Genomic DNA, 24,746 nt, shown 5'->3' with positions numbered 1-24,746 from the left:
CAACATGGCACGCAAAGCCTTTGAAACCTTCGAAGCCGTATCGGCCGTAGTACCCGGCGAGGGTGGTTACCATGCCGCCATTGCCGTCAAAGCGTTGGGTGGTTCCGGCGCCCCGCGTTTTCACAAGGTGCTGGAAGGCCAGATTTTCAAGACCGCCCATGATGCCGATCTGGCGGCCGCCAAAGAGCTGACCCGTCTCAAGAACGTCAAGGAAGATGCCGACCTGCTCTGGTAATTACTTGCCCGTCCTCGGGCGATACATCTTGAACAACGCCTCAGGCCCGAGCTGGAAATAATCCGCTGGCCCGCCGCCGCGCAGAATCGGTTCTGCCGCGGCGGTGTCGTATATCCCATCCTTCAACAGCCACTTGGCAATATGCACGGCGACCACTTCGCCGAGAATCAGCCAGCTCGGCACCACATCCCCGTCTGCGCGCTGCAGCTGAATGATCTGCGTGACCTTGCACTCGAAGGACACGGGGCTTTCGGCAACCCGTGGCACCGCAATGATTTTCGAGGCAGCCGGGGTCAGTCCGGACAGCTCGAATTCGTCCACCTCTGACCCGACCATGGCGCTGCTCTGGTTCATCTGCCCGGCCAATGGCCGTGTGGCCAGGTTCCAGGCGAACTCACCGGTCTGTTCGATGTTGTTCAGGCTGTCTTTACGCCCGACGCTGGAAAAACCGATGATCGGCGGAATGTAGTTGAAGGCGTTGAAGAAGCTGTAAGGCGCCAGATTCAAGCGGCCGTTGGCATCCTGTGAAGAAATCCAGCCAATGGGACGCGGGCCGACGATTGCGTTGAACGGATCGTGGGGCAGGCCGTGGCCATTGACGGGTTCGTAGTAGTGGATGTCGTCGGGCATTACCAATCTTCCTGAAGGCTTGAATCGGAGAGAAGCCATAGTGCAAGGACGCGCCGCTGATTTCTACCCGTGGGCATAACCGCCTCACTCGTGATTAATCCGCTCTTTTGCCTGTGTGACAGAATTTTCATAAAGCGCTTACCCATTTTTCACTGCCTTTGCTCCAGTCTGCGCCCCCGCGGCATAAGCCGAAGAAAATGCTTGTCATGACCACTGGAGCTCTACTGCCCAATGAATAAACTTCCTCAAATCACCCTGGCGTTCTGGGTGATGAAAATCTGTGCGACCACCTTGGGTGAGACCGCCGGTGACCTGCTGTCGATGACCCTCAATGTCGGTTACGCCGTCAGTTCGCTGCTGTTGATCAGCGTGTTCGTGCTGACATTGATCACGCAACTGATGTCGAAAACCTACAAGCCGGTGCTGTACTGGCTGGTGATTCTGTCGACCAGCACGGCGGGCACCACCATGTCCGACTTCATGGATCGCACCCTTGAACTGGGCTATGCCACCGGCTCGATGATCCTGATTGCGATCTTGCTGGGGATTTTCGCGGCCTGGCGCCTCAGTGGCGATTCGCTGAACGTGACCAAGGTCCAGACCTTCCGCGGCGAGATGTTCTATTGGACGGCCATTCTGTTTTCCAACACGCTGGGTACTGCCCTTGGGGACTACCTGGCCGATGATTCGGGGCTTGGTTTTGCCGGTGGCGCATTGCTGATCGGCTCGACCATTGCGCTGGTGGTGCTGCTCAAATACTTCACGAAGATTTCGTCGGTACTGTTGTTCTGGGTGGCGTTTGTACTGACACGACCGTTCGGCGCAACCTTGGGCGATTTCCTGACCAAACCCCATGCAAAAGGCGGCCTGGATTTCGGCACCATCGGTTCGTCGCTGGTGTTGGCGGGGGTTCTGGTAGTGATGATTGCGGGGGCTTCGTACGCGCAGAACAGGTTCGGGAAACAGGCGGCCCCTGAGTTGTCCTGATATACCGAGTCGCGGCCTTCGCTGGCAAGCCAGCTCCTACAGGGCTGGCTTGCCAGCGAAGAATTCACCACGGTTCATCTGACACGAACGCGCAAAGGCCTTGCACCTTTGCGCGTTTTTTTATGCCTGTCAGTCCGTCACGATCCGCGAATGCTTGCGGGTGTCTTTCATGGTGACGTACACCAGCAACGACACGGCAATGCACGCGGTGACGTACCAGTAGTAGCCGGTTTCCATGCCGATGCTCTTGAACCAAAGGGCGATGTATTCAGCGGTGCCGCCGAAGATCGATACGGTCAGTGCATACGGCAGGCCCACGCCCAGGGCGCGGATTTCGGTCGGGAACAGTTCGGCTTTGACCACCGCGTTGATGGAGGTGTAGCCGCTGACGATGATCAGCGCCGCCATGATCAGGAAGAACGCGCCCCACCAGGTCTGGATGGTGTGCAGGGTCATCAGGATCGGCACGGTGAAAATCGTGCCCAGCACGCCGAAGGCGATCAGGATCGGGCGTCGGCCGATCTTGTCCGACAGGCCGCCGATGATCGGTTGCAGGCACATGAACAGGAACAGCGTCGCTGCAGAGATGGTGGTGGAGTCGGAAATGCTCATGCCGACGGTGTTCACCAGGTATTTCTGCATGTAGGTGGTGTAGGTGTAGAACGCCAGGGTACCGCCCATGGTCAGGCCGACCACGGTCATCAGTTCCTTCGGATGACGCAGCAAGGTGCGCATCGCGCTTTCCTTGGCCTTTTCCTTCTTGGTGAACGACTCGGTTTCTTCCATGCCGCGACGCAGGTAGAGCGCGACCACGGCACACAGCGCGCCAATGGCGAACGGGATACGCCAGCCCCATGCATACAGCTGTTCGGTGGTCAGGGTTTGTTGCAGAAGGATCAGTACCCCCAGCGCGATGAGTTGGCCGGAGATCAGGGTCACGTACTGGAAGCTGGAGAAGAAGCCGCGACGTTCCTTGGTCGCCATCTCCGACAGGTAGGTGGCGGAGGTGCCGTACTCGCCGCCGACCGACAGGCCTTGCAGCAGTCGGGCGAACACCAGGAGGATCGGCGCGCCGATGCCGATGGTTTCATAGCCAGGGCTCAGCGCGATCAGCAGCGAGCCAAAGCACATCAGATACACCGAGGCCATCAGCGCCTTTTTGCGTCCGACTTTGTCGGCATACAGGCCCATCAGCCAGCCACCGATCGGGCGCATCAGGAAGCCCACGGCGAAGATTGCAGCGGTGTTCATCAATTGCGCAGTGGAGGAACCGGCGGGGAAAAAGGTCTTGGCAAAGTACAGGGAGAAGGCGGCATAGACGTACCAGTCATACCACTCGACCATGTTGCCGACAGAGCCGCTGAAAATCGATTTGATGCGGCTGGCAGTGGTTCTTGGTTTGGCCGTCACGGCAGCCGACCCAAGGGGCAGGGCGTTGGAGTTATCCATTGAAGGATCCTTCGTTTAATTGTTTTTGTGGAGCGCGGTTAAACGCAGCCTGCGGGGGCTATAGCAGGAGCTGTGCCAAAAGGGAGAGGGCCGGTCTAGAGGGGTGTTGAAGGGTTGATGAGCGGGAATCCGCTTATTCTGGATTGCGTATGAGCGGAAAGTCGCTCATTCGGCTCGGGAGGTATGTTGTGTGTGGTGGCCTCATCGCGAGCAGGCTCACTCCCACAGATGATTTGTGTACGCCGTACCATTGTAGGAGTGAGCCTGCTCGCGATGAGGCCCGATCAGACGCTATAGGAACATCTCCCTGGTAAGCCCATGCCGCTGCATCTTTTCATTGAAGGTGCGACGAGGCAGTTGCAGCTCCTCAAGCACCGCCTTGACATCGCCCTTGTGCCGGGCCAACGCCGCGCGCAGACATTGCGCTTCAAAGGCTTCCTGCTGTGCCGCCAGTGACTGTCCGGGCTCGATACCCGCTGGGACGGGTTCACCCAGCCCCAGCACCTGGCGCTCGGCCGCGTTTGCCAGTTCCCGCACATTGCCTGGCCAGTCGTGGCTCAGCAGATGGCTCAATTGCGGCCCGCTCAACGGTGAAAAGGAACGACCCAGGCGCTCGGCAGCCTGGCGGGCGAACGATTCGTACAACAACGGAATGTCTTCGCGGCGATCGCGCAACGGCGGCAGGCGCAGTTCGGCGACGTTCAGGCGATACGCCAGATCCTCGCGGAAGCGTCCGGCCCGCGCTTCGTCGAGCAGGTCCGGTTTGGTCGCGGCGATGATCCGCAAATCCACGCGAATGCTCTGGTTCGAACCCAGGCGTTCCAGCTTCTGCTCCTGCAACACCCGCAGCAATTTCACTTGCTGCGCCAGGGGCATGCTCTCGATCTCATCGAGAAACAAGGTGCCGCCATCGGCGTATTCCAGTTTACCGATGCGCTTGCCCTGAGCCCCGGTGAACGCGCCGCTTTCGTGACCGAACAACTCGGCTTCAAACAGTTGCTCGGGAATGGCCGCGCAGTTTAATGCGACAAAGGGTTTGTCGGCGCGCGGCCCAAAGTCGTGCAGGCAGCGGGCAACCAATTCCTTGCCGCTGCCGGTTTCGCCACGGATCAGCACGTTGACTGGCAGCGCCGCCAGGTCCAGTACTTGCCCGCGCAAGGTTTGCAGGCTTCGGGATACGCCGAGCAGCGTGGCATCGAGCTTGGCGCGGTTGTCGGCCTGTTCGTGCAGGGCACGGTTTTCCAGGACGAGCCGGCGCTTGTCCAGGGCCCGGCGCAGGCTGCCGAGCAGGGTTTCGGGGCTGAAGGGTTTTTCCAGAAAGTCGTAGGCGCCATCGCGCATGGCGTCGACGGCCATGGGCACATCGCCGTGACCGGTCAGCAGGATCACTGGCAGGTCGGCATCGCGTCGCTGCACTTCAGCCAACAGCTCCAGCCCGGTCATGCCCGGCATGCGCACATCGCTGAGAATCACCCCGGCAAAATGCTTCGGCAGTTGTGCCAGGCACTCATCGGCACGGCTGAACAACTGCACGTCGAAACCCGACAGGCTCAGCCATTGCTCGACGGCGCTGCGGATGCTGCTTTCGTCGTCGACCACCATCACTGAATTGAGCATGAGCCATGGGCCTCCAGATCGATGGGCAAGGTCAGGGTGAACACTGCACCGTTGGCGTGATTGTCGGCCGTCAGGCGCCCGCCCGATTCGTGAACGATAGCGAAAGAAACCGCCAGGCCGATACCCAGGCCATCGCCCACGGGTTTGGTAGTGAAGAATGGATCGAACACCTTGGGCAGATTCTCTTCCGAGATGCCGCTGCCGTTGTCGATGACGCTCAGGCGCCACAATTGTTCGTCGGCTTCGAGGCGGATTTCCAGGCGCTTGCAGGGTTTGTCCTGCATCGCATCGAGGGCGTTGCGCAGCAGGTTGATCAGCACCTGCTCCAGGCGAATCGCATCGCCGCGCACCCAGGCCGGGCGCGTCAGGTGCAGCACCGTGCTGACCTGCTCGTCGCGCAGTCGCGTGTCGAGCAATTGCAGCGACTGGTCCACCACCGCCGCCAGGTCCAGGCGTTCGCGCAAGCCGCTAGGGCTTTTGCGGGCAAAGGTTTTCAGATGGCCGGTGAGGGCGGCCATGCGCGTGAGCATCTCGTCCACGGGTTTGAGCGCCTTGTAGGCATCATCGACCCGGCCGTGATCGAGCAGCAGCCTCAAGGTCGCCAGCTGCATGCGCTGGGCTGTCAGCGGTTGATTGATCTCGTGGGCCAAGGCGGCCGACATCTGCCCGAGGGCGGCGAGTTTGGCCGATTGCACCAGTCCGTCCTGGGCCGTGCGCAGGTCACGGGTACGCTCTTCCACCAGTTGCTCAAGCTCCTCGCGACTGCGCTGGCGCAGTTTGGCCAGACGCCAGCGCTGGTTGAGAAACAACAACAGAAACACCAGGGCCAGCCACAATCCGGCTGCCGCGAGTGCCGCGTTGCGGCTGTCCTCGAAGGCAACCTGGGGGCGCCGGAGCAGGTGCAGGGTCCAGCCTTCGGCTGCCAGCGGCAAAGATTCCCATAGATAGTCGGCATTGCCGTCCGGACCCTCGACTCGTGCCAGTTCACTGTTGTCATCAAAGCGGCGCAACGATTGGAATTCAAGCGGCGTCAACGGTTGCTTGTCGTATTGGCGGGTGGTCTTGAGTTCGGCGTGATCGCTGTCGTTCAGTGGTTTCAAGTGGCGATAGCGCCAGCCCGGCTGATTGGCGATGAAGATGATCCCGCGGGCGTCGCTGACCAGCAGCGTGTCGTTGCCCTGGCGCCACTCGCGTTCCAGTTCCGGAAACTCCAGTTTCACCACCATGGCGCCGAGAAACTGCCCGTCGTCATCGGTCACGGCGCTGGACAGGAAGTAACCCGGAATTCCACTGGTCACCCCCACGGCATAAAAGCGCCCGGTGCCTTGGGTGCGGGTCTGATTGAAATAGGGACGGAAGCCATAATTGTGGCCGACGTAACTGCTGGGCAAGCGCCAGTTGCTCGCGGCCACGGCGAGGCCGGTACGGTCGAGCAATTCCAGGGTCGAGGATTCGGCGGCGCCGTTGATCTTTTCCAGTTTTCGGTTCAGCAGCTCCTGTTGCTCGGGGCTGACCGGTCCTTTGAGCGCATCGCGCAATTGCGGGTCCAGTGCCAGTACCGAGGGCAGGGCGCGGTAGCGTTCGATGAGGGTGTGCAGCGATGTGGCGTACAGCGCCAATTGCTGGTTGGCCCGGGCCGCGTCTTCGACCATGGATTGGCGCACGGTATGACGCATGGCCAGGGTGGCCGCGAGGGCGGCACCGGCGATGATCAACACGGTATACAGCGCCAGGCGCAGGGAGCGGGAAGACAAGAGCATGCAGGGCTTACACAAGGAATACGAAGGGGCCGCACGATAACATGAGCGAACTGGCCCTTGTAGGAGCGAGCCTGCTCGCGATGGACGTCAACGAAAACGCGGGTTGTCTGAATCCCCGCATTGTCCTGACGTTTTTCGCGAGCGGGCTCGCTCCTACAGGGGGGACGCGTCGGGCAATAAAAAAGGCGACAGGGGCATGACCCCTGTCGCCTTTGCTTGTTCAGTCGAGGTGCTTACTGCACTTCTACCGCCAGGCTTTCACTGATCTTTTTCTGCCAGATGGCAGGACCTGTGATGTGCACCGACTCGCCCTTGCTGTCGACGGCAACAGTCACTGGCATGTCTTTGACGTCGAACTCGTAGATCGCTTCCATGCCCAGTTCGGCGAATGCCACGACGCGGGATTTCTTGATCGCTTGCGCCACCAGGTAAGCCGCGCCGCCCACTGCCATCAGGTAAACGGCTTTGTGGTCCTTGATCGCGTCGATGGCGGTCGGGCCGCGCTCGGATTTGCCGATCATGCCCAGCAGGCCGGTTTGCTCGAGGATCTGACGGGTGAACTTGTCCATCCGCGTAGCGGTGGTCGGACCGGCAGGGCCAACCACCTCTTCACGCACCGGATCAACCGGGCCGACGTAATAGATGAAGCGACCTTTCAGATCCACCGGCAGGGTTTCGCCCTTGTTCAGCATCTCGACCATGCGCTTGTGCGCAGCGTCGCGACCGGTGAGCATTTTGCCATTGAGCAGGACGGTTTCGCCCGGCTTCCAGCTCTGCACTTCTTCCGGGGTCAGGGTGTCGAGGTTGACGCGACGGGCCGAAGGGCCGGCTTCCCAGACGATTTCCGGGTAGGCGTCCAGCGGTGGCGCTTCCAGCGAGGCCGGGCCGGAACCGTCGAGCACGAAGTGCGCGTGACGGGTGGCGGCGCAGTTCGGGATCATGCACACCGGCAACGAAGCGGCGTGGGTCGGGTAGTCCATGATCTTCACGTCGAGCACGGTGGTCAGGCCACCGAGGCCCTGGGCGCCGATGCCCAACTGGTTGACCTTCTCGAACAGCTCCAGGCGCATTTCTTCAATGCGGTTCTGCGGGCCGCGGGCTTTCAGCTCGTGGATGTCGATGGATTCCATCAACACTTCCTTGGCCATTACCGCGGCTTTCTCGGCGGTGCCGCCGATGCCGATGCCGAGCATACCCGGTGGGCACCAGCCGGCGCCCATGGTCGGAACGGTCTTCAGAACCCAGTCGACGATCGAGTCGGACGGGTTGAGCATGGCCATCTTCGACTTGTTCTCGGAACCGCCGCCCTTGGCCGCCACGTCCACTTCCACGGTGTTACCCGGAACGATGGAGTAGTGGATAACGGCCGGGGTGTTGTCCTTGGTGTTCTTGCGAGCACCCGCCGGGTCGGCGAGGATCGAGGCACGCAGGACGTTTTCCGGCAGGTTGTAGGCGCGACGCACGCCTTCGTTGATCATGTCGTCCAGGCTCATGGTTGCGCCATCCCAGCGCACGTCCATGCCCACGCGGACAAACACGGTCACGATGCCGGTGTCCTGGCAGATCGGGCGGTGGCCGGTGGCGCACATGCGCGAGTTGATCAGGATTTGCGCCATGGAATCGCGGGCTGCCGGCGATTCTTCACGCAGGTAGGCCTCGTGCATCGCCTGGATGAAATCCACGGGGTGGTAATAGGAAATGAACTGCAGGGCGTCGGCAACGCTCTGAATCAGGTCGTCTTGCTTGATCACGGTCATGAGTCGCGCTCCTCTAAAAGACGGGAACATTCAATAAGGTGCTTGCAGCTTGGGTGCATCGGTCGGTTGCAAGCACCTTTCAAGGCACGCCGGGCATGCTGGCGCGACGCTAAAAAGGCGCGGCAGTATACCGCGCCTCGCTCAAGGGCACACGCGCCGGTAGTCAATCGTTGGTCGCATAGATACGCATAACCCCCTTGTAGGAGCTGGCTTGCCAGCGAAAGCGACCTGACAGGCGATACAGTTGTCATCTGACACGCCGTCTTCGCTGGCAAGCCAGCTCCTACAAGGGCGTGGGGGCCAGAAAATCGATGGTCATTTATCGGCCACGCCACTAAAGTGACATACGGTCTGTAGAGTAGGACGCTCTATCAGTCTCCTTTCATTCGGTGAGTCAACGATTGACCCATAACGCCATCCAGCGACTGTTGCTCAAACGTTTTGCCCTCGCGGCCGGCACCTATGCCCTGGCTCTGCTGTTGCTGTGGCTGGCGTTTTTTACCGGTCACTTTCAGGACTCGCTATCGGGCGTGGCCATTGGCAGCGCGCTGGTGGTGATCAGCCAGGCAACGCTGTTCGCAATATTCTATTCCGGCTGCAACCTGCGCTTCGCCGACCCCAGCCTGACCGAAACCCAGGTGTTGCTGGGGCTGGGTTGGCAAACCTGGCTGATTGCCCATCTGAACGATGCGCGCGGGGCATTCCTGGTTTTTTATGTATTGATCCTGCTGTTCGGGTTGTTCCACCTGTCCCGTCGCTCATTCCTGCGATGTGCCTTACTGGTGTTTTTCAGTTTCAGCGCGATCACGCTGTGGGAGGGTTATCACTTCCAGCTGCCCGACCCGGCCCTGGCGGCGTTGCAGGTGTGCGTGCTGTTGATCGTGCTGGTCTGGTTGGTGCTCTATGCCGGTTATGTCCAGGCCTCGCGCCACCGCATGCGTCAACGCCGTTTTGCCTTGCAGGCGCACCAGGACACATTGCGCGGGATGATGCGCCAGCTTGAAGACCTCGTGGCCACCGACGAGTTGACCGGCCTGTTTAATCGCCGGCATTTCCTGCGCCTGGCCTCCCGCGAGCTCAATGCCATGGAGACCGGCGTTATGCATGGCCTGGCGCTGATCGATCTCGACCATTTCAAACGCATCAACGACCTGCACGGTCATGCCGCTGGCGATCAAGTGCTGCAAGCCTTTGCCGGCGTGGCCACCGCTTGCTTGCGCGAAGGTGACGTCCTGGCCCGCTACGGCGGCGAAGAGTTCGTGGTGCTGCTGCCCGACTGCGATGCCGACAGTTTGACTCTGTGCTGCGAGCGGTTGCGCATCGCGTTCACCGATGTCGAGTTGATCGGTCTGAACGTGCGCAATCTCAGCCTGTCCGCGGGCATGACCCTGCTGGAGCCGGGCGACGATCTCGACGAAGCCTTGCAGCGGGCCGATCAGGCGCTGTATCGCGCCAAGCGTGACGGGCGCAACCGTTGCGCGGCGGCGTGGGAAAACGTCGATGCCTGAGCTGCGCGTCGGCGACCGCCATTGGTCGGTGGCGGTGGGCAGCAATTTGCTCGATGCCCTGAATCAGAACGGTGTGGCAGTGCCCTACAGCTGTCGCGCCGGCAGTTGTCATGCGTGCCTGGTGCAGTGTGTGCATGGGCTGCCGAGCGACAGCCGCCCCGATGCCTTGAGTCCGGAGCAACGCCAGCAAGGCTGGCGCCTGGCGTGTCAGTGCCAGGTGGTCGAGGACTTGCAGGTGCACACTTTCGACCCGCAACAGGACGGCCGCCCGGCCGAGGTCGCGGCCGTCGATTGGTTGAGCGACAGCGTGTTACGTTTGCGCCTGACCCCGCAGCGTCCGTTGCGCTACAGCGCCGGCCAGCATCTGGTGTTGTGGGCGGGTAATGTGGCGCGACCATATTCCCTGGCCAGCCTGCCGGAAGACGACCGTTTCCTGGAGTTTCACCTCGATTGTCGCTTGCCCGGTGAATTCAGTGATGCCGCGCGTCAGCTGAACATCGGCGATCCGATCCGCCTCGGCGAGTTGCGCGGCGGGGCCTTGCACTACGACCCGGACTGGCATGATCGGCCATTGTGGCTAATGGCCTCCGGCACCGGACTGGGACCTCTGTTCGGTGTGCTGCGCGAAGCGTTGCGCCATGATCACCGGGGCGCAATCCGCGTCATTCACCTGGCCCATGATGGCAATGAGCATTATCTGGCCAAGCCGTTGCAGGCCATGGCCGCCAGCCGTGCGAACCTGAGTATCGAGCTATGGACCGCGGCAGAGTTGCCAGCGGTTTTGGCGCAACTGCGGCTTGTTTCCCGGCAAACCCTGGCCCTACTCTGCGGAGCCCCCGACAGTGTCGACGCCTTTGCCCGGCGCCTGTATCTGGCGGGACTGCCGCGCAATCAACTGCTGGCCGATGTTTTCCTGCCCCGTGGTTGAGCGCTGAATTCCAGACGCGAGACCGACCATGACCGATGCCATCCAGATTGAACGCGAACGCGGCCTGCTGACGCTGCGCCTGAATCGCCCGGAAAAGAAAAACGCCCTGACCCGTGCGATGTACAACCATCTGGCCGAAGCGCTGAAGCAGGCCGATAGCGACCCTGAAATCAACGCCGTGCTGATCACGGGCTCCAGCGAGTGTTTCACCGCCGGTAACGACATTGCTGACTTCATCCAGCAACCACCGAACAACCTCGACAGCCCGGTGTTCCGCTTCATGCTCAACCTGCTTGAATGCCGCAAACCGGTGATCGCCGCCGTGGCTGGCGCTGCCGTGGGGATTGGCACGACGCTGCTTCTGCACTGCGATCTGGTATACGTCAGCCGTGACGCACGCTTGCGCATGCCGTTCGTCAACCTTGGCCTGTGCCCGGAATTCGGCTCCAGCCTGCTCCTGCCGCGCTTGCTCGGACCGGCCAAAGCGGCGGAACTGTTGCTTCTGGGCGAAGGATTCAACGGTGAACAGGCTGCGGCATGGGGCATTGCGTCCGAAGCCTTGGGCAGTGGCGAGGAGGCGTTGGCCAAGGCTCGGGAGATGGCCCTGCGCTTTGAGTCTTTGCCACCTGAGGCGGTGCGGATCAGCAAGCAGTTGATGAAAGCTCCGGATCGGGAATTGTTGCGCAAGGTAATAGAAGAAGAGGGGGCGTTGTTTACCCAGCGATTGCGTTCGCCGGAGGCGATGGCGGCGTTGTCGGGGTTTATCAACAGGCATTGAATATTGCGGTGATTGGGCTGGCCTCATCGCGGGCAAGCCTTGCTCCCACAGGTTTTGTGAGCGCCACCTATCACTGTGGGAGCCGGGCTTGCCCGCGATGAGGCCCGACCAGCGAATAAAATTTCCGGATCAGAAAGCAAAAAGCCCCGCCATTCACATGGCAGGGCTTTTGTCTTTCAGCAACCGGTCACTCAGACCATCGGGTCGCCAACATGCAGGATTTTCATGCCGTTGGTGCCGCCGGTGGTGTGGTAGCTGTCGCCCTTGGTCAGGATGACCCAGTCGCCTTTTTCCACCACGCCGCGCTTGACCAGCTCGTCGATGGCTTTCTGGCTGACTTCATTCGGTGCCAGCGAGGCCGGGTCGAATGGAACGGTGTACACGCCACGGAACATCGCCGCGCGGGCCTGGGCTTCGCGGTGTGGGGTGAATGCATAGATCGGCACCGAGGAACGGATGCGCGACATGATCAGCGGGGTGTAGCCGCTTTCGGTCAACGCGATGATCGCCTTCACGCCCGGGAAGTGGTTGGCCGTGTACATGGTGGCCAGGGCGATGCTTTCGTCGCAGCGCTGGAATTCCTTGCCGATGCGGTGGCTGGAGGTCTTGCTGGTCGGGTGCTTTTCAGCGCCGACGCAGATGCGTGCCATCGCCTGTACGGCTTCCAGCGGGTACAGACCAGCGGCACTTTCGGCCGAAAGCATCACGGCGTCGGTGTAGTCGAGCACGGCGTTGGCTACGTCGGACACTTCGGCGCGGGTCGGCATCGGGTTCTGGATCATCGACTCCATCATCTGGGTCGCCACGATCACTGCCTTGTTGTGGCGGCGTGCGTGCAGAATGATTTTCTTCTGGATACCCACCAGCTCGGCATCGCCGATTTCCACGCCCAGGTCACCACGGGCCACCATCACGGCATCGGATGCGTTGATCAGGCCATCGAGGGTTTCGTCGTCAGCCACGGCTTCGGCGCGTTCGATCTTCGCCACCAGCCAGGCGGTACCGCCAGCCTCGTCACGCAGTTTGCGCGCGTATTCCATGTCGGCTGCGTCACGCGGGAAGGACACGGCCAGATAGTCGACCTGCATTTCCGCGGCGAGCTTGATGTCGGCCTTGTCTTTTTCAGTCAGGGCCGGTGCCGTCAGGCCGCCGCCGCGACGGTTGATGCCTTTGTGGTCCGACAGCGGGCCGCCGATGGTCACGGTGCAGTTCAATTCGGTGGCGGTGGCGGTGTCGACGCGCATCACGACGCGACCGTCGTCGAGCAGCAGCTCGTCGCCCACGCCGCAGTCCTTGACCAGGTCCGGGTAGTCGATGCCGACCACTTGCTGGTTGCCTTCGGTCAGCGGATGGCTGGTGGAGAAGGTGAATTGATCACCGATCTTCAGCTCGATGCGCTTGTTGGCGAATTTGGCGATACGGATTTTCGGACCTTGCAGGTCACCCAGCAGGGCGACGAAGCGGCCGTGCTTGGCGGCCAGGTCACGCACCAGCTTCGCGCGAGCCTTGTGCTCGTCGGGGGTGCCGTGGGAGAAGTTCAGGCGGGCGACGTCCAGGCCAGCCAGAATCAGCTGTTCGAGAACTTCCGGCGAGTTACTGGCCGGGCCAAGGGTAGCGACGATTTTGGTACGACGGACGGACATGCAAAGACTCCTGAGTTCAAGCGCTGAGTGAGGCTACTATGGTCTCGGGGTGTAGTCATTGTTCGTTTGCACTACTTTTTTCTTTCTTTATTGAACGCGCAACTTTGTGCCAGGTGGCCTGAAGATTTGCGCCCTCGGGTCGATACAGCGTTCAAGACAGGAGATTCCCATGCGATTCGTATTCATTGCCGCCCTTGCCCTTATCAGTGTGACGGGCTGCACCCGTTTTGCCATGAACCATCATTTGAATAATGCCTACAGCGCCTACGACCGGGGCAATTGCGAGCAGGTGATGCTCGAGTTGTCCAAGGTCGAACGCGACAGCCGGGCGCGGCCTTATGTCTGGCCGGAAGTGTCGATGATGCGCGGTCAGTGCCTGGAACGGCAGAAAATGTTCATCGACGCCGCCCAGACCTATCAATTCATCATCGCCTCGTATCCGCAAAGCGAGTACGCCTACCGCGCCCGCGCCCGTCTGGAAACCTTGCAGAGCCTGGGTCACTACCCCACCCGCAGTGCCGCAGCGGTGCGCCCGACGCAGTTCTGATGCTGCTCGTCCTACATAGCTGGCCGACCGGCGGGGGTGAGCTATAGTCGAATAGACCGGTTTAGAGCCTTGTTTCTAAACTGACGTAACACCTGTGATCGGCAGGCGTAAGCGGCAGCGGTTGATGGACTGTCGCACCGGGATCGGGGAGAGCGGGCGGTTTATGCCTGGGTATCAGCAGGCGGGCCTGTTCCGAAGCATTAGTGCGGTCCTGCTTAAGGGCCTTGCGTAGCGAATTCAGCATGTTCACCGACCGCCGGATCGAGCGGCATCAACTGCCGTATTTTCTGAAAGTGTTCAACAGCATCACCGACAAACCCATCGGCTATCTGGGCAATGTCTCCGAAGACGGGCTGATGCTGATCAGCCAGTTGCCGATGATGATCGGCGCGGACTTCGATTTGCGCCTGAAGATCCCGGCCAGCGATGGCTGCCAACAGGTTATTGACCTGCGGGCGTGCTGCCTGTGGTGCCATGAAGACGCCACCCCCCACCACTATGACGCCGGGTTCAGCCTGCAACAGGCACCGCCGGAGTATGGGCAACTGGTGGGGGCGTTGAAGCAGTACTTCAGTTTTCAGACATTGCCGGCTTCGGCCTAAGCACTGCCGCTGCGCTTCCAGCTCAAATACTGCGACACCAGTTTCGTACCCAACTCTGCGGGCCGCGCATCCAGCACCGGAACACCGTGGGCGCTTAACCGCTCATGCAGTTCAGCCCGTGCATTGAGGTAATCCACCGTGCCGCAATAGGCCAACGCCTCGGGCAAGGTCTGCACCGGTGATTCCCGCAGGTGGTCGAGCACGTTTTCGCGCAAACTGGCGACCAGTACCCGATGATGCTTGCCCAATCGTTTGACGGCCTCGAGCAGCTCTTCATCGTCCTCATCGCGCAGGTTGGTCACCAGCACCACCAGCGCCCGGCGTTTTTGTCGGGCGAGCAATTGGGTGATGGCCGCTTGATAGTCGGCGCTGCGCTGGCTGCTGCTGAGGTCGTAGACGGTGTTGAGCAGAATATTGAGTTGCCCGCTGCCCTTGACCGGTGCGAGGTAGCGCGGTTGATCGCTGGCAAAAGTGCTCAGGCCGACCGCATCGCCCTGGCGCAGCGCGACGTAGCTCAGCAGCAGGCAGGCGTTGAGTGCATGATCGAAATGCGCCAGCTCATCGTCCTGGCTGCGCATGCGGCGGCCGCAATCGAGCATGAAAATGATCTGCTGGTCGCGTTCGTCCTGATACTCCCGGGCAATCGGCGTACGTTGGCGGGCGGTGGCTTTCCAGTCGATTTGCCTCAGGCTGTCGCCCTCGCGAAACTCGCGCAGTTGATGAAACTCCAGCCCCTGTCCGCGGCGTTGACGTTGGCGTACGCCAAGTTGGTTGAGCCAGTGATCCACCGCCGACAGTTGGCCGCCATACAGGCGGACGAAGTCGGGATAGACGCGCGTTTGGTCAGTTATATGCAGCAAGCGTTTGTCGGACCACAGGCCCAACGGGCCTGGCAGGTTGACTTCGCACTGTTCGAAACGGAAGTGACCACGCTTGAGCGGGCGCAGGCGATAACTGCTCAGGCTGCGTTGGCCGGGTTGCAATGACACCGTCAGCGGCAGGTTTTCAAAGCTCAGGCCGTCCGGTACATGGTCGAAGAGTTTCAGGTCCAGTGGCTGAACGAAGTCATGTTCAAGCTCCAGTCGTACTTCCCCCCAGCGCCCCAGCGACAGGCTGCCGGGCATGTGCCGTCGCACGCGGGGTGAGGGCAAGCGTTTGAGGCGGATGGCATCGATCAGCGCTAGCGCGAGCAGCGCCAACGGCAGACCCCAATTGATTCGCGACAGGTAAGACGGCAGCGCAAAGTCCAGGGCCTGCATGGTGCCCAGCACGATGCCGATGGCCAACAGCAGGGCCAGCCAGAGCAGCAGCAGGCGCGATGGTTTCACTGGCGCGGCGCCGGCACTTGATCGAGCAATTGCCGCAGCACGTGATCCACCTCCAGCCCCTCGATGTCCAGGTCCGGTGCGATGCGTACGCGATGGCGCAGTACCGACAGCGCACAACCTTTTATGTCATCCGGAATCACGAATTCGCCACCGCGCAACAAGGCCCGTGCCTTTGCGCAACGGACCAGTGCAATCGAGGCCCGGGGCCCGGCACCGAGGGTCAGGCCTGGCCAGTTCCGGGTGGTGCGGGCCAGGCGCACGGCGTAATCGAGTACCTGGTCATCCAGCGGCAGATCACTGGCGATGCGCTGCAAGGCCAGCACATCCTTGGCCTGCAACACCGTGCGTAGCGGCTGCACGTCGAGCATGTCGGCGCGGGTCGAGCGGCTGACCTGGCGCACCATGTTCAACTCCTGCCCGGCGTCGGGATAGTCCATGCGTACCTTGAGCATGAAGCGATCCAGCTCGGCTTCCGGCAACGGGTAAGTGCCTTCCTGTTCGATGGGGTTTTGCGTGGCCAGCACCATGAAGGGTTGCGCAATGGGCAGGGCACGACCTTCCAGAGTGACTTGCCGCTCCTGCATGGCTTCGAGCAACGCGGCCTGGGTTTTCGCCGGGGCGCGGTTGATTTCGTCGGCCAGCAACAGGTTGGTGAATAGCGGGCCTTTGCGCAGTTTGAATTGCTCGCTCTGCAAGTCGTACACCGCATGCCCGGTGACGTCGCTGGGCATCAAGTCCGGGGTGAACTGGATGCGTGCGAATTCGCCACCGAAGCAGCGCGCCAGTGCCCGCACCAGCAGGGTCTTGCCCAGCCCCGGCACACCTTCGAGCAACACGTGGCCACCGGCAATCAATGCCGTGAGCACATCATCGATCACATTGATCTGGCCGATCACGGCTTTTTGCAGTTCGCCGCGTATGGCTTGCGCCAACTGGCTGGCGCGTTGCCGTTGCGCCGCGGCGTGACTGGCGGCGTCGGGCTTGATCGGTTCACTCATAAGGCGTTCCTCAAGGTTTGCAGATGGGCGACCTGGCGACTGAATTCGGCGCTGGACAGTCGCTGCTTCGGTCGCGGGCCCATGGCCTGACTGATAGCGCGTGTGGGTTGGCCGGTCAGGCGAGAAAGCACCAGCCATTGTTCGGCGACGCCGAGTTGGTCATAACCGGGATGGCGACGACGGACACGGCGCAGAATGTCTTGCTGCAACCCTTGAAGCAGGTTGTGCTGACCGCTGCGGCGCAACATGAAATCGGCACTGGCACGCAGGTGCTCCTGTAATTGCCTGCGTGCAGTCGGCACCGGTTGCTGCATTGGCCCATGGCGCACACCGGCATGCCAGAAACCCAGGCCGATCAGGGCCAGCAACGCGACCAGTGCCTGGGGGAAATTGCGCAGCAACAGTGTCCACAGACTGTCGTGTTCGGTGTCATACAGCAGGGTCACGCTCGTGTCCGCCGTCAGGTACCAGAGCAGCCACGCGTTGTCGTACTGATCAATGGCCGGGGTTTTCCACAGGTCGGCATCGGTCACCACGATGATCGAACCGAGACCGTGGTTGAGCTGCATCATGTGCGTGGCCTTGCCACTGTTGGCCCAGGCCTGGGCCAGATTTTTCGGGTCTTCCAGATGGAACGCAGGATCGAAGCTGGCGTAGGCCGGCGCGTCTTCGTTTTCCAGGTACAGCTTGGTGAGATTCGGATAGGGATCGCTTTCATTGTCCGGCGGCGGTTCCTTCAGATCTTTGCTCAAGAATTGGTGCAGCTGTACCCGGTCGAGCAGCAGGTCATTGCTTTGCCCGGCCTTTTCGTCCCACAACGACTGAGCGACAAACATCAGCCGTCCGCCGGCCCTAGTCCAGTTCATCACCTGATCGATCTGCCGTGGCGTCATGTTGTAGCGGTCCCCCAGCAACAACAGGCTGTGCCGATGCGGCTCCAGGCTGGGCAGGATGTCGAGGCTGTCGGCATGGTTGACGTTCAGGCCCTGCTTGCGCAGGAAGAGTTCGGCGGCCAGGTAAGGATTGGCCTGGGCTTGCGGCGAGGGGCCGTGATCGATTTCCACCGGGTAGGGCGTGGCCTTGAGATACAGCCAGACACTCAGCGTACCCAGCAACACGGCGATCAAAGCGCCGAGCATCACTGGCCAGGCGCGCCGGCTCAACGGCTTGCCCCTGGGCCGAACAAGGCACGCCAGCCGTCACACAGTTCCTGCTGCAAATGCGCGGGGGGCAGTCGGTGGCCGTAGGCCATGTTCTGCCAGTGGCGGGTCAGGTTTTTGCTGAAGGCCAGCAAGGCCGGTTGTTGCAATTCTTCGACGCGTTCCAGTACCTGGCCTTCGGTGTCGGCGGCTTTCAGTGCGATGTCGAAGTCGTGCAGCAAGTGGCTGAGCAGGGCGCGATAGAGCAACCCAAGCGCTTCCCGGGGGTGCGTTTGCCAGAGGTTTTCGGCGCTGGTGGCAATGTCGGTGGGCAAGGTTTCGCGGTCGAGATCCAGGCCGAATGCCTGTTGCGGCAGCGGTCGCGCGGCTTTTTTTCCAGGGTTTGGCCGACGACTGACGTAAGCCTGTAGCCAGTCGCGGTAATGCCAGATCAACAGGCCGGCGGCTGCGATTACGGTGCCCCACAGCAAAGCCTCGATCAGCGTGGCCACGACGCCGAAGCGCTGGCTGCCAAACAGCTCGAACAGCGCCTTGAGCCATTGCGGTGTGTTGCCGTCTTCCGGGGTTTCGGTCGTGGCATTGTCCGCACCAAAGCGGTAACGGGTGACCGTTTCCCTGTTTTTAAACGGCGGCTGATCGAGGATTGCCTTGATGCTGTCCCGGGAGGCCTGACTGGTCAGTGGCTGCTCCAGCAACCGCGGGCTGTCGGGTGTAACGGCCGGCTCGGTGGCCCAGACACTTTCTGCGGCCGGCATCAGCAGGATCACCGCCAGCAATAACGCGACGGCTGCGCTGCTCAGGCGTTGGCGCAGGCGACGGAACACCAGTTCGATGTCCCAGGCTTCCAGCACGGTGCGCCGGTTCAGATAAAGGCTGAAGCCGCAGGCCACGTAGATCGGCTCCCAAATCACCAATACCAACGCATAGAAGGCATTGGTCAGGTGCTCCAGCCAGCGCCAGTCCTGGGTGGCGGCGCTCATCAGCGACTGCCAGTTCCAGTCGAGGGCCACCTGTTGCGGCAGGAGCAGATAGAACAGCACCATCAGCCCGATCCACAGGGCGGTTTCCAGGTGCACACCTATCAGCGTCAGCCATCGAGCCGCGCTGGCGTCGCGTTGCAACAACACTTGTAGACGCTGCTGTCGTGCCTCCCCGGCCAGTCCTTCGAGCTGCACCACCGGCAGGAGGAAGCTGCGACTCAGGCTCAGCCGTCGCCAGGTCAGGCTGGCCAGCAGTTGTGGCTTGAGCAGTCGCGGCCATTGGTAAAGCGCCTGTTTCAATGTGGGCGTTTCACCAAACAGTGCCTTGGACAGGATGTACAGTGGCAGGCGTTCGAAGGCCGGTTTCAACCACCAGAAAATGAACACGGCGAGGGAGGGGGACTCCCACAGCAGCCAGGTCAGCAGCGCAAAGACCGGCAAGGTCACCATGGCCCAGCTGGTCATCAGCAGGCGCCGATGGCGCTGGCTCAACAGCACTCCGAGGTCCATGGCTTCCCAGGTGGGGCGCGGGCGGATCACCACACTGGCGTCACTCAGGCGCATGGTGGACCCGTCCGGCAAACAGCAGATAAGCCGCAACCAACAGCCAAAGCGTCGTTCCGACCAGGTATTTGGTCATGGGGGCCGGTGTCGTCAGCGATGACCAGTACGCCTCGATGAACGCCGCAATCAGCAAAAACAGCATGACCCCGCAAATCAGCAAAACACTCTTGCGCGCCGCCAGGCGCAAGGCCTCGCCCCGTGGCAGGCGCCCTGGTGCAATCAAGGCCCAGCCCAGTTGCAGGCCGGCGGCTCCGGCCAGGGCAATGGCGGTCAGTTCGAAGGCACCATGGCCGATCACGAAAGACCAGAAGGTGTGCCCGTAGCCGATCTGTGTCAGGTGCCCGGCCACCGCGCCAATGGTCATGCCGTTGAAGAACAGGAAAAACGCACTGCCCAGGCCAAACAGCAAACCGCTGGCGAAGGTCTGAAAGGCGATGCCGATGTTATGCATGATGTAGTAGCCGAACATCACCCAGTCTTCGCTGGCTGCCCGTTCCGCCGAGCGCCCCAGGTGACCGGCGTCGGGGTCGTACATGCTTTGCATGTCGCTGACCTGTTCGGCCGGGATCAGGTTGTAGACCAGGTCCGGAAACAGATAAACCAGCAGCGCGATGCCGATCAAGCTGCCGAAGAACATCAGGCTGGCGGCAAGCACGAAACGCCACTGTTCGCGCACCAGCCGGGGGAAGTCCGCGAGGACGAAAGCCAGCAATTGGGCGCCCGGTCGGCTGCGATGGCGATACAGCTGTTGATGCCCGCGCAGGACCAATTGCTGCAACGAGTCGATGAGAAAGCTGCTGTAACCGCGTTCCCGCGCCAGTGCCAGGTGTTGACAGACACGCCGATAATCGCCGGGAAAACCCTCGACCCCGGTGGCGTTCCTGTTGCGCTCCAGGCGTTCCAGCAGACCCTCGAATTGCTCCCATTCGGCCATGTGCCGATGTTCGAAAAGACTTTGCTTCATGCCGGACCCAACAGGCCATGGGCGATACCGTTGAGTTCCGCCACGGCCTGTGGCGCTGGAACCCGCAGCGGCTGCGCAAGGATCGATGCCAGCTCATAGACCCTGGCATCGGAAAGCTCAGCCTGGCGTTCGGCGAAACCGAGGATGGCCCGTTGCTCGGCCAGTGTCGGAGTAAAGGCCGGGCGACGAGGCTGGGCGGGTGGGAGTTGCGGTCGGGTGAGTGGCTGTTCGCGGTAAATCACCAGGGTACCGGTGGCGATGTCGCCGAGGCGCTTGAAGTTGGGGTGTTGCAGGCAACTGATGGCGCCGAGGAAGTAACCGAACGGCAGCAGGTCGACAAAGCGCAACAGGTTGCGCAACAGTGACGCAGACCAGCCAATGGGGGTGCCATCGTCCTGCACCACGCGCAGGCCCATCCATTGCTTGCCCGGTGAGCGCCCCTGGTTAAGGACTTCGAACAGCACCATGTACCACCAGCTCACGACGAAGATCAGCAGCGAGCCGAGTCCCGCACCGAGTTTTCCCAGCATCGCCAGGACGATGAACAGCACGCCGAGGATCAAGCCGCGCATCGCCAGATCAATGGAAAACGCCAACGCACGAACCATCAGCCCGGCCGGGCGCAGAGGCAAATCGATGCCTTCCGGCGTTTCGACCTGATACCGCGTATCCAGTGGCGGGAACAGCGTCGCTTTCCTTGGCAGTGCTGTGGTCTCGAACATGGGCTGGCCTGATCGGGATTGTCTCGTCTCTGGATGCTAGCAGTCTGGCCGGGGAAAACGACATAACTCTGTATTGCGCGGTAATAAGGCAGGGGCGATTGAATGACAAGATTGCTGGCCGGAGCAGGACATGAAAGCCTAGACTTCGCCGATCTTCAGTTCAGGATTAGCCCGTGACCTCCATCTTCTGGTACGACTATGAAACGACGGGCATCAACCCCCGTTGCGATCGCCCACTGCAAATGGCGGGGCTGCGTACTGACTTCGATCTCAATGAAATAGACGAGCCGGTCAACCTCTATTGCCAGCCCAGTGACGACATCCTGCCGCACCCGGCGGCTTGTGCGATTACCGGCATTACGCCTGTCCGCTTGTCTGAGCAAGGCCTGAGCGAAGCCGATTTCATGACCCGGGTGCATGCCCAACTGTCGGCTCCGGGCACCTGCGGCGCGGGATATAACACCTTGCGTTTCGACGACGAGATGACCCGCTACAGCCTGTACCGCAACTTTTTCGATCCCTACGCACGGGAATGGCAGGGCGGCAACAGTCGCTGGGACCTGATCGATGTGGTGCGTGCCGCGTATGCCTTGCGCCCTGACGGGATTACCTGGCCAACGGATGACGAGGGGCGGGTGACGCTCAAGCTCGAACGCCTGACGGCCGCCAACGGTATCGATCACGGCAATGCCCACGAAGCGCTGTCGGATGTTCGCGCCACCATCGCCCTGGCGCGGTTGATTCGGGAAAAACAGCCGAAGTTGTATGACTGGCTGTTTCAGTTGCGCAGCAAACAAAAGGTGCTGGATCAGATTCGCCTGCTGCAACCCATGGTCCATGTGTCCGGGCGTTTTTCCGCGGCATGCCATTATGTCGGCGTGGTTTTGCCTTTGGCATGGCACCCGAAGAACAAGAACGCCTTGATTGTCTGTGACCTGCACCTCGATCCGCAGGGCCTGCTGGACCTGGACGCCGAAGCCCTGCGCCAGCGCTTGTACACCCGTCGCGATGATCTGGCGGAGGGTGAATTACCGGTGCCGCTCAAACTCATTCACATCAATAAATGTCCGGTAGTTGCACCGTTGTCCGTACTTCGCCCGCAAGATCAGCAGCGCCTGGGGCTGGATATGGCGCTGTATCAGCAGCGTGCACTGCGGCTAAGTGACGCGCCAACAGTCTGGCAAGATAAAGTTCAGGGGATTTACGCCCGCGAAGAGTTTGCCTCCAGCGAGGACCCTGAACAGCAGTTATACGATGGTTTTATCGGCGACCGCGATCGACGGCTATGCGAACAAGTCCGAACGGTCGACCCGCAGCAATTAGCGCAAGCGCATTGGCCTTTCGATGACGAACGTTTGCCTGAATTATTGTTTCGATATCGCGCACGCAACTTTCCCGATACGTTGAGTTTCGACGAGCAAGAGCGCTGGCGAATATTCTGTCAGAAACGTTTGTCAGCCCCTGAGTGGGGAGCGCCCAATACCCTGGAAAGTTTCATAGAGGCCGCAGCCCAATTGACCCTTACTGCGACATCGTTTCAGCAAGAGGTGCTTGAGCAATGGCAGGTGTATATCCAGGACTTGCGCAAACGTTTGAATCTTTGAAATCGAAAACGAACGGAGGCTAAACTCCGGGCATAAAAAAACGCCAGCGCAATGCTGGCGTTATTTTTTGTCGCAGATCTATCTGCAACAAGCACTGTGGCTTAGCCCAGCAGGGTAGCCCAGCCTTCAACCACGTCACCGCCCCACTTGGCTTTCCACTCTTTCAGAGTCTTGTGGTTGCCACCTTTGGTTTCGATGACTTCGCCGTTGTGCGGGTTTTTGTATTGTTTAACTTTGCGAGCACGCTTGGTGCCGGTAGTTTTTACTGCGCCGCCGCGTGGTGCCTTGGTTTTGGATTCCGGATCCAGCAACGCGATGATGTCGCGCAGGGACTTGGAGTATTCGCCCATCAGGGTACGCAGTTTGCCTTCGAACTCCAGCTCGGTTTGCAGTTTGTCGTCTTGGGACAGGTTCTTCAAACGGGCTTGCAGCTCTTTGATAGCTTCTTCGGTGGCGCGATATTCGTTGATCAAGGACATGATTACTACCTTATGCAGGAAACGGGATGGCAGGGACAGTGCGGCAATAATAGTCAGGGTATTTCATCAAGTAAACATTAAACCGGAGTTTATTTAATTTAAGTACGATGAGTTCGGTCTACATTGGATGAGCAGTTAAATACTTCGAAGCTTGCGCTGCAAATATTCACAATTGAGATGCTGCTTGAGGGTTAACAACACTGCCAAGGCGAGAGCCTTGAGGGCTGAAAGAACCTGACCGCCGGCCGTCGGGCAAGGCCTGGCATGATTCGATACTGCAGTTTTGCTGCGCAATCGCTAGAATGGCGGCCTTTGCGAAGTTCTGGAGTTTCCCCCTCATGCGCACCTTTCGGCTGGTGATCTCTTGCCCGGACCGCGTCGGCATCGTTGCTAAAGTCAGTAACTTTCTGGCGTCACATAACGGCTGGATCACTGAAGCGAGCCATCACTCGGACAATCTCAGCGGCTGGTTCTTCATGCGTCACGAAATTCGCGCCGACTCGCTGCCCTTTGGTATCGAAGCCTTTCGCGAAGCGTTTGCGCCGATTGCCGAAGAGTTCTCGATGGATTGGCGCATCACCGATACCGCGCAGAAAAAGCGCGTGGTGCTGATGGCCAGTCGCGAATCCCACTGCCTCGCGGACTTGTTGCATCGCTGGCACAGCGATGAACTGGACTGTGAAATCGCCTGCGTGATCTCCAACCACGACGACCTGCGCAGCATGGTTGAATGGCACGGCATTCCGTATTACCACGTGCCGGTCAATCCGCAAGACAAGGAGCCTGCATTCGCTGAAGTCTCGCGCCTGGTCAAACAGCACGATGCCGAAGTGGTCGTACTGGCTCGTTACATGCAAATCCTGCCGCCCGAGCTGTGCAGCGAATATGCACACAAGGTCATCAACATTCACCACAGCTTCCTGCCGTCGTTCGTCGGCGCCAAGCCGTACCACCAGGCGTCCATGCGCGGTGTGAAGTTGATCGGTGCCACTTGCCACTACGTGACCGAAGAACTGGACGCTGGTCCGATCATCGAGCAAGACGTGGTGCGCGTCAGCCACAGCGACAGCATTGAAGACATGGTGCGTTTCGGTCGCGACGTCGAGAAAATGGTACTGGCCCGCGGCCTGCGCTATCACTTGGAAGACCGGGTGCTGGTGCACGGTAACAAAACCGTGGTGTTCTGATCCCGTCACGACACGGTTGAAATTCGAAGGGCCTGGGCGTTCAATCGTTGCAGGCCCTTCGCCGTTTCTGCACTGAGGAAATCACCATGGCCGACCCACTGGATAAAGCGACTTCCAAAGCACCCGCCACGTTGGGCGAGGGCTGTTTGAGCCGGTACGACCCGGATGACATGAGTGCGGAAGATGGCACGGAGTTTCCGGGTGCTGCCGAGTTGTGGGAGCAGTTGCAGGAAAAGTCCGACGATAAGCCCGATGACCTGTAGGAGCCGGCTTGCCGGCGAAGGGGCCATAACATTCAACATTTATGTTGGCAGTCAGG

23 protein-coding genes are annotated in these 24,746 nt (G+C 60.6%); 10 read left to right on the top strand and 13 right to left on the bottom strand.

Features of this window, described 5'->3' with window-relative positions:
• Window positions 1–4: 4 nt before the first annotated feature.
• Window positions 5–235, top strand: coding sequence for a hypothetical protein (locus tag GPL81_RS07865; protein WP_096509290.1), 231 nt, complete (start codon window positions 5–7; stop codon window positions 233–235).
• Here the strand turns inward: GPL81_RS07865 and GPL81_RS07860 are convergent, their stop codons facing one another.
• A complete protein-coding gene (locus tag GPL81_RS07860; RefSeq protein ID WP_160106303.1) occupies window positions 236–865 on the bottom strand; it encodes a flavin reductase family protein in 630 nt (209 codons plus the stop codon).
• A 231-nt stretch (window positions 866–1,096) separates the two neighbouring features.
• Here GPL81_RS07860 and GPL81_RS07855 point away from each other — a divergent pair, with 231 nt between their 5' ends.
• Entirely contained in the window at window positions 1,097–1,852 is a 756-nt protein-coding gene (locus GPL81_RS07855) for a COG4705 family protein (RefSeq protein WP_160106302.1), read from the top strand.
• 129 nt (window positions 1,853–1,981) lie between these two features.
• On the opposite strand, the gene GPL81_RS07850 is transcribed toward GPL81_RS07855, so the two are convergent.
• The 4 genes from GPL81_RS07850 to GPL81_RS07835 all read right to left on the bottom strand — a co-directional run bounded on the left by GPL81_RS07850 (window position 1,982) and on the right by GPL81_RS07835 (window position 8,435).
• Window positions 1,982–3,301, bottom strand: a complete 1,320-nt coding sequence (locus GPL81_RS07850) for an MFS transporter (RefSeq protein WP_121104586.1) — start codon at window positions 3,299–3,301, stop codon at window positions 1,982–1,984.
• Window positions 3,302–3,592: 291 nt separating this feature from the next.
• On the bottom strand, window positions 3,593–4,918 hold the full coding sequence (locus tag GPL81_RS07845) for a sigma-54-dependent transcriptional regulator (RefSeq protein ID WP_160106301.1): 1,326 nt from the start codon (window positions 4,916–4,918) through the stop codon (window positions 3,593–3,595).
• Complete coding sequence (locus tag GPL81_RS07840; RefSeq protein WP_160106300.1) at window positions 4,903–6,678, bottom strand: sensor histidine kinase; 1,776 nt, start codon at window positions 6,676–6,678, stop codon at window positions 4,903–4,905. The genes GPL81_RS07845 and GPL81_RS07840 overlap by 16 nt, the downstream gene beginning before the upstream one ends.
• A 233-nt stretch (window positions 6,679–6,911) precedes the next feature.
• Window positions 6,912–8,435 carry a fumarate hydratase gene (locus GPL81_RS07835; RefSeq protein WP_160106299.1) on the bottom strand — a complete coding sequence of 508 codons (1,524 nt, stop codon included), beginning with the start codon at window positions 8,433–8,435 and terminating at the stop codon, window positions 6,912–6,914.
• Window positions 8,436–8,836: 401 nt separating this feature from the next.
• Between GPL81_RS07835 and GPL81_RS07830 the strand changes: the two genes are divergently transcribed.
• The 3 genes from GPL81_RS07830 to GPL81_RS07820 are packed head-to-tail and all read left to right on the top strand — an operon-like array spanning window position 8,837 to window position 11,649.
• Window positions 8,837–9,943, top strand: coding sequence for a GGDEF domain-containing protein (locus GPL81_RS07830; RefSeq protein WP_160106298.1), 1,107 nt, complete (start codon window positions 8,837–8,839; stop codon window positions 9,941–9,943).
• On the top strand, window positions 9,936–10,871 hold the full coding sequence (locus GPL81_RS07825) for an iron-sulfur-binding ferredoxin reductase (protein WP_160106297.1): 936 nt from the start codon (window positions 9,936–9,938) through the stop codon (window positions 10,869–10,871). The genes GPL81_RS07830 and GPL81_RS07825 overlap by 8 nt, the downstream gene beginning before the upstream one ends.
• A gap of 28 nt (window positions 10,872–10,899) precedes the next feature.
• A complete protein-coding gene (locus GPL81_RS07820) occupies window positions 10,900–11,649 on the top strand; it encodes an enoyl-CoA hydratase-related protein (RefSeq protein WP_160106296.1) in 750 nt (249 codons plus the stop codon).
• A 191-nt stretch (window positions 11,650–11,840) separates the two neighbouring features.
• Here the strand turns inward: GPL81_RS07820 and pyk are convergent, their stop codons facing one another.
• Window positions 11,841–13,292 (bottom strand): pyruvate kinase, encoded by a 1,452-nt coding sequence (gene pyk / locus GPL81_RS07815; protein ID WP_096509300.1) that lies wholly within the window; start codon window positions 13,290–13,292, stop codon window positions 11,841–11,843.
• A 169-nt stretch (window positions 13,293–13,461) separates the two neighbouring features.
• On the opposite strand from pyk, the gene GPL81_RS07810 reads away from it, so the two are divergent.
• Window positions 13,462–13,839, top strand: a complete 378-nt coding sequence (locus tag GPL81_RS07810) for a tetratricopeptide repeat protein (protein WP_160106295.1) — start codon at window positions 13,462–13,464, stop codon at window positions 13,837–13,839.
• A 242-nt stretch (window positions 13,840–14,081) separates the two neighbouring features.
• Window positions 14,082–14,441: a PilZ domain-containing protein gene (locus tag GPL81_RS07805; RefSeq protein ID WP_160106294.1), complete on the top strand. Its 360-nt coding sequence runs from the start codon at window positions 14,082–14,084 to the stop codon at window positions 14,439–14,441.
• On the opposite strand, the gene GPL81_RS07800 is transcribed toward GPL81_RS07805, so the two are convergent.
• Genes GPL81_RS07800 through GPL81_RS07775 form a run of 6 tightly spaced genes read right to left on the bottom strand, consistent with a single transcriptional unit; the run spans window position 14,438 to window position 21,157 of the window.
• On the bottom strand, window positions 14,438–15,769 hold the full coding sequence (locus tag GPL81_RS07800) for a DUF58 domain-containing protein (RefSeq protein ID WP_160106293.1): 1,332 nt from the start codon (window positions 15,767–15,769) through the stop codon (window positions 14,438–14,440). The two genes, GPL81_RS07805 and GPL81_RS07800, sit on opposite strands and share 4 nt — an antisense overlap.
• Window positions 15,766–16,767 (bottom strand): AAA family ATPase, encoded by a 1,002-nt coding sequence (locus tag GPL81_RS07795; protein ID WP_160106292.1) that lies wholly within the window; start codon window positions 16,765–16,767, stop codon window positions 15,766–15,768. The genes GPL81_RS07800 and GPL81_RS07795 overlap by 4 nt, the downstream gene beginning before the upstream one ends.
• Window positions 16,764–17,906 (bottom strand): DUF4350 domain-containing protein, encoded by a 1,143-nt coding sequence (locus GPL81_RS07790; protein ID WP_425502545.1) that lies wholly within the window; start codon window positions 17,904–17,906, stop codon window positions 16,764–16,766. Before GPL81_RS07790 ends, GPL81_RS07795 begins: the two co-directional genes overlap by 4 nt.
• A 20-nt stretch (window positions 17,907–17,926) precedes the next feature.
• A complete protein-coding gene (locus GPL81_RS07785) occupies window positions 17,927–19,471 on the bottom strand; it encodes a DUF4129 domain-containing protein (RefSeq protein WP_160106290.1) in 1,545 nt (514 codons plus the stop codon).
• A complete protein-coding gene (locus GPL81_RS07780; RefSeq protein WP_160106289.1) occupies window positions 19,458–20,435 on the bottom strand; it encodes a stage II sporulation protein M in 978 nt (325 codons plus the stop codon). The genes GPL81_RS07785 and GPL81_RS07780 overlap by 14 nt, the downstream gene beginning before the upstream one ends.
• Window positions 20,432–21,157, bottom strand: a complete 726-nt coding sequence (locus GPL81_RS07775) for an RDD family protein (protein WP_160106288.1) — start codon at window positions 21,155–21,157, stop codon at window positions 20,432–20,434. The genes GPL81_RS07780 and GPL81_RS07775 overlap by 4 nt, the downstream gene beginning before the upstream one ends.
• Before the next feature lie 173 nt (window positions 21,158–21,330).
• Between GPL81_RS07775 and sbcB the strand changes: the two genes are divergently transcribed.
• On the top strand, window positions 21,331–22,761 hold the full coding sequence (gene sbcB / locus GPL81_RS07770; RefSeq protein ID WP_160106287.1) for an exodeoxyribonuclease I: 1,431 nt from the start codon (window positions 21,331–21,333) through the stop codon (window positions 22,759–22,761).
• A 101-nt stretch (window positions 22,762–22,862) separates the two neighbouring features.
• Here sbcB and mvaT read toward each other — a convergent pair whose 3' ends face one another.
• The gene (gene mvaT, locus GPL81_RS07765; RefSeq protein ID WP_007933316.1) at window positions 22,863–23,240 is read right to left on the bottom strand and encodes a histone-like nucleoid-structuring protein MvaT; all 378 of its coding nucleotides are present in this window, start codon (window positions 23,238–23,240) and stop codon (window positions 22,863–22,865) included.
• A 338-nt stretch (window positions 23,241–23,578) separates the two neighbouring features.
• On the opposite strand from mvaT, the gene purU reads away from it, so the two are divergent.
• Both purU and GPL81_RS31060 read left to right on the top strand, forming a co-directional pair.
• Window positions 23,579–24,427: a formyltetrahydrofolate deformylase gene (gene purU / locus GPL81_RS07760; RefSeq protein WP_096509322.1), complete on the top strand. Its 849-nt coding sequence runs from the start codon at window positions 23,579–23,581 to the stop codon at window positions 24,425–24,427.
• 86 nt (window positions 24,428–24,513) lie between these two features.
• The gene (locus GPL81_RS31060; protein ID WP_178122576.1) at window positions 24,514–24,690 is read left to right on the top strand and encodes a hypothetical protein; all 177 of its coding nucleotides are present in this window, start codon (window positions 24,514–24,516) and stop codon (window positions 24,688–24,690) included.
• Window positions 24,691–24,746: the final 56 nt, after the last annotated feature.

Origin of the sequence: Pseudomonas izuensis, assembly GCF_009861505.1 — a bacterium.
GTDB lineage: Bacteria > Pseudomonadota > Gammaproteobacteria > Pseudomonadales > Pseudomonadaceae > Aquipseudomonas > Aquipseudomonas izuensis.
This window is presented reverse-complemented; position numbering and strand designations above follow the sequence as displayed.

What these genes read in the sequence shown, in the direction of transcription:
- GPL81_RS07785 (WP_160106290.1), bottom strand. Translation starts at nt 19,471, where the DNA reads ATGCGCCTGAGTGACGCCAGTGTGGTGATCCGCCCGCGCCCCACCTGG.
- GPL81_RS07775 (WP_160106288.1), bottom strand. Translation starts at nt 21,157, where the DNA reads ATGTTCGAGACCACAGCACTGCCAAGGAAAGCGACGCTGTTCCCGCCA.
- GPL81_RS07825 (WP_160106297.1), top strand. Translation starts at nt 9,936, where the DNA reads ATGCCTGAGCTGCGCGTCGGCGACCGCCATTGGTCGGTGGCGGTGGGC.
- GPL81_RS07780 (WP_160106289.1), bottom strand. Translation starts at nt 20,435, where the DNA reads ATGAAGCAAAGTCTTTTCGAACATCGGCACATGGCCGAATGGGAGCAA.
- GPL81_RS07855 (WP_160106302.1), top strand. Translation starts at nt 1,097, where the DNA reads ATGAATAAACTTCCTCAAATCACCCTGGCGTTCTGGGTGATGAAAATC.
- GPL81_RS07860 (WP_160106303.1), bottom strand. Translation starts at nt 865, where the DNA reads ATGCCCGACGACATCCACTACTACGAACCCGTCAATGGCCACGGCCTG.
- GPL81_RS07840 (WP_160106300.1), bottom strand. Translation starts at nt 6,678, where the DNA reads ATGCTCTTGTCTTCCCGCTCCCTGCGCCTGGCGCTGTATACCGTGTTG.
- GPL81_RS07820 (WP_160106296.1), top strand. Translation starts at nt 10,900, where the DNA reads ATGACCGATGCCATCCAGATTGAACGCGAACGCGGCCTGCTGACGCTG.
- mvaT (WP_007933316.1), bottom strand. Translation starts at nt 23,240, where the DNA reads ATGTCCTTGATCAACGAATATCGCGCCACCGAAGAAGCTATCAAAGAG.
- GPL81_RS07850 (WP_121104586.1), bottom strand. Translation starts at nt 3,301, where the DNA reads ATGGATAACTCCAACGCCCTGCCCCTTGGGTCGGCTGCCGTGACGGCC.
- GPL81_RS07835 (WP_160106299.1), bottom strand. Translation starts at nt 8,435, where the DNA reads ATGACCGTGATCAAGCAAGACGACCTGATTCAGAGCGTTGCCGACGCC.
- purU (WP_096509322.1), top strand. Translation starts at nt 23,579, where the DNA reads ATGCGCACCTTTCGGCTGGTGATCTCTTGCCCGGACCGCGTCGGCATC.
- pyk (WP_096509300.1), bottom strand. Translation starts at nt 13,292, where the DNA reads ATGTCCGTCCGTCGTACCAAAATCGTCGCTACCCTTGGCCCGGCCAGT.
- GPL81_RS31060 (WP_178122576.1), top strand. Translation starts at nt 24,514, where the DNA reads ATGGCCGACCCACTGGATAAAGCGACTTCCAAAGCACCCGCCACGTTG.
- GPL81_RS07845 (WP_160106301.1), bottom strand. Translation starts at nt 4,918, where the DNA reads ATGCTCAATTCAGTGATGGTGGTCGACGACGAAAGCAGCATCCGCAGC.
- GPL81_RS07805 (WP_160106294.1), top strand. Translation starts at nt 14,082, where the DNA reads ATGTTCACCGACCGCCGGATCGAGCGGCATCAACTGCCGTATTTTCTG.
- GPL81_RS07790 (WP_425502545.1), bottom strand. Translation starts at nt 17,906, where the DNA reads ATGCTCGGCGCTTTGATCGCCGTGTTGCTGGGTACGCTGAGTGTCTGG.
- GPL81_RS07865 (WP_096509290.1), top strand. Translation starts at nt 5, where the DNA reads ATGGCACGCAAAGCCTTTGAAACCTTCGAAGCCGTATCGGCCGTAGTA.
- GPL81_RS07810 (WP_160106295.1), top strand. Translation starts at nt 13,462, where the DNA reads ATGCGATTCGTATTCATTGCCGCCCTTGCCCTTATCAGTGTGACGGGC.
- GPL81_RS07795 (WP_160106292.1), bottom strand. Translation starts at nt 16,767, where the DNA reads ATGAGTGAACCGATCAAGCCCGACGCCGCCAGTCACGCCGCGGCGCAA.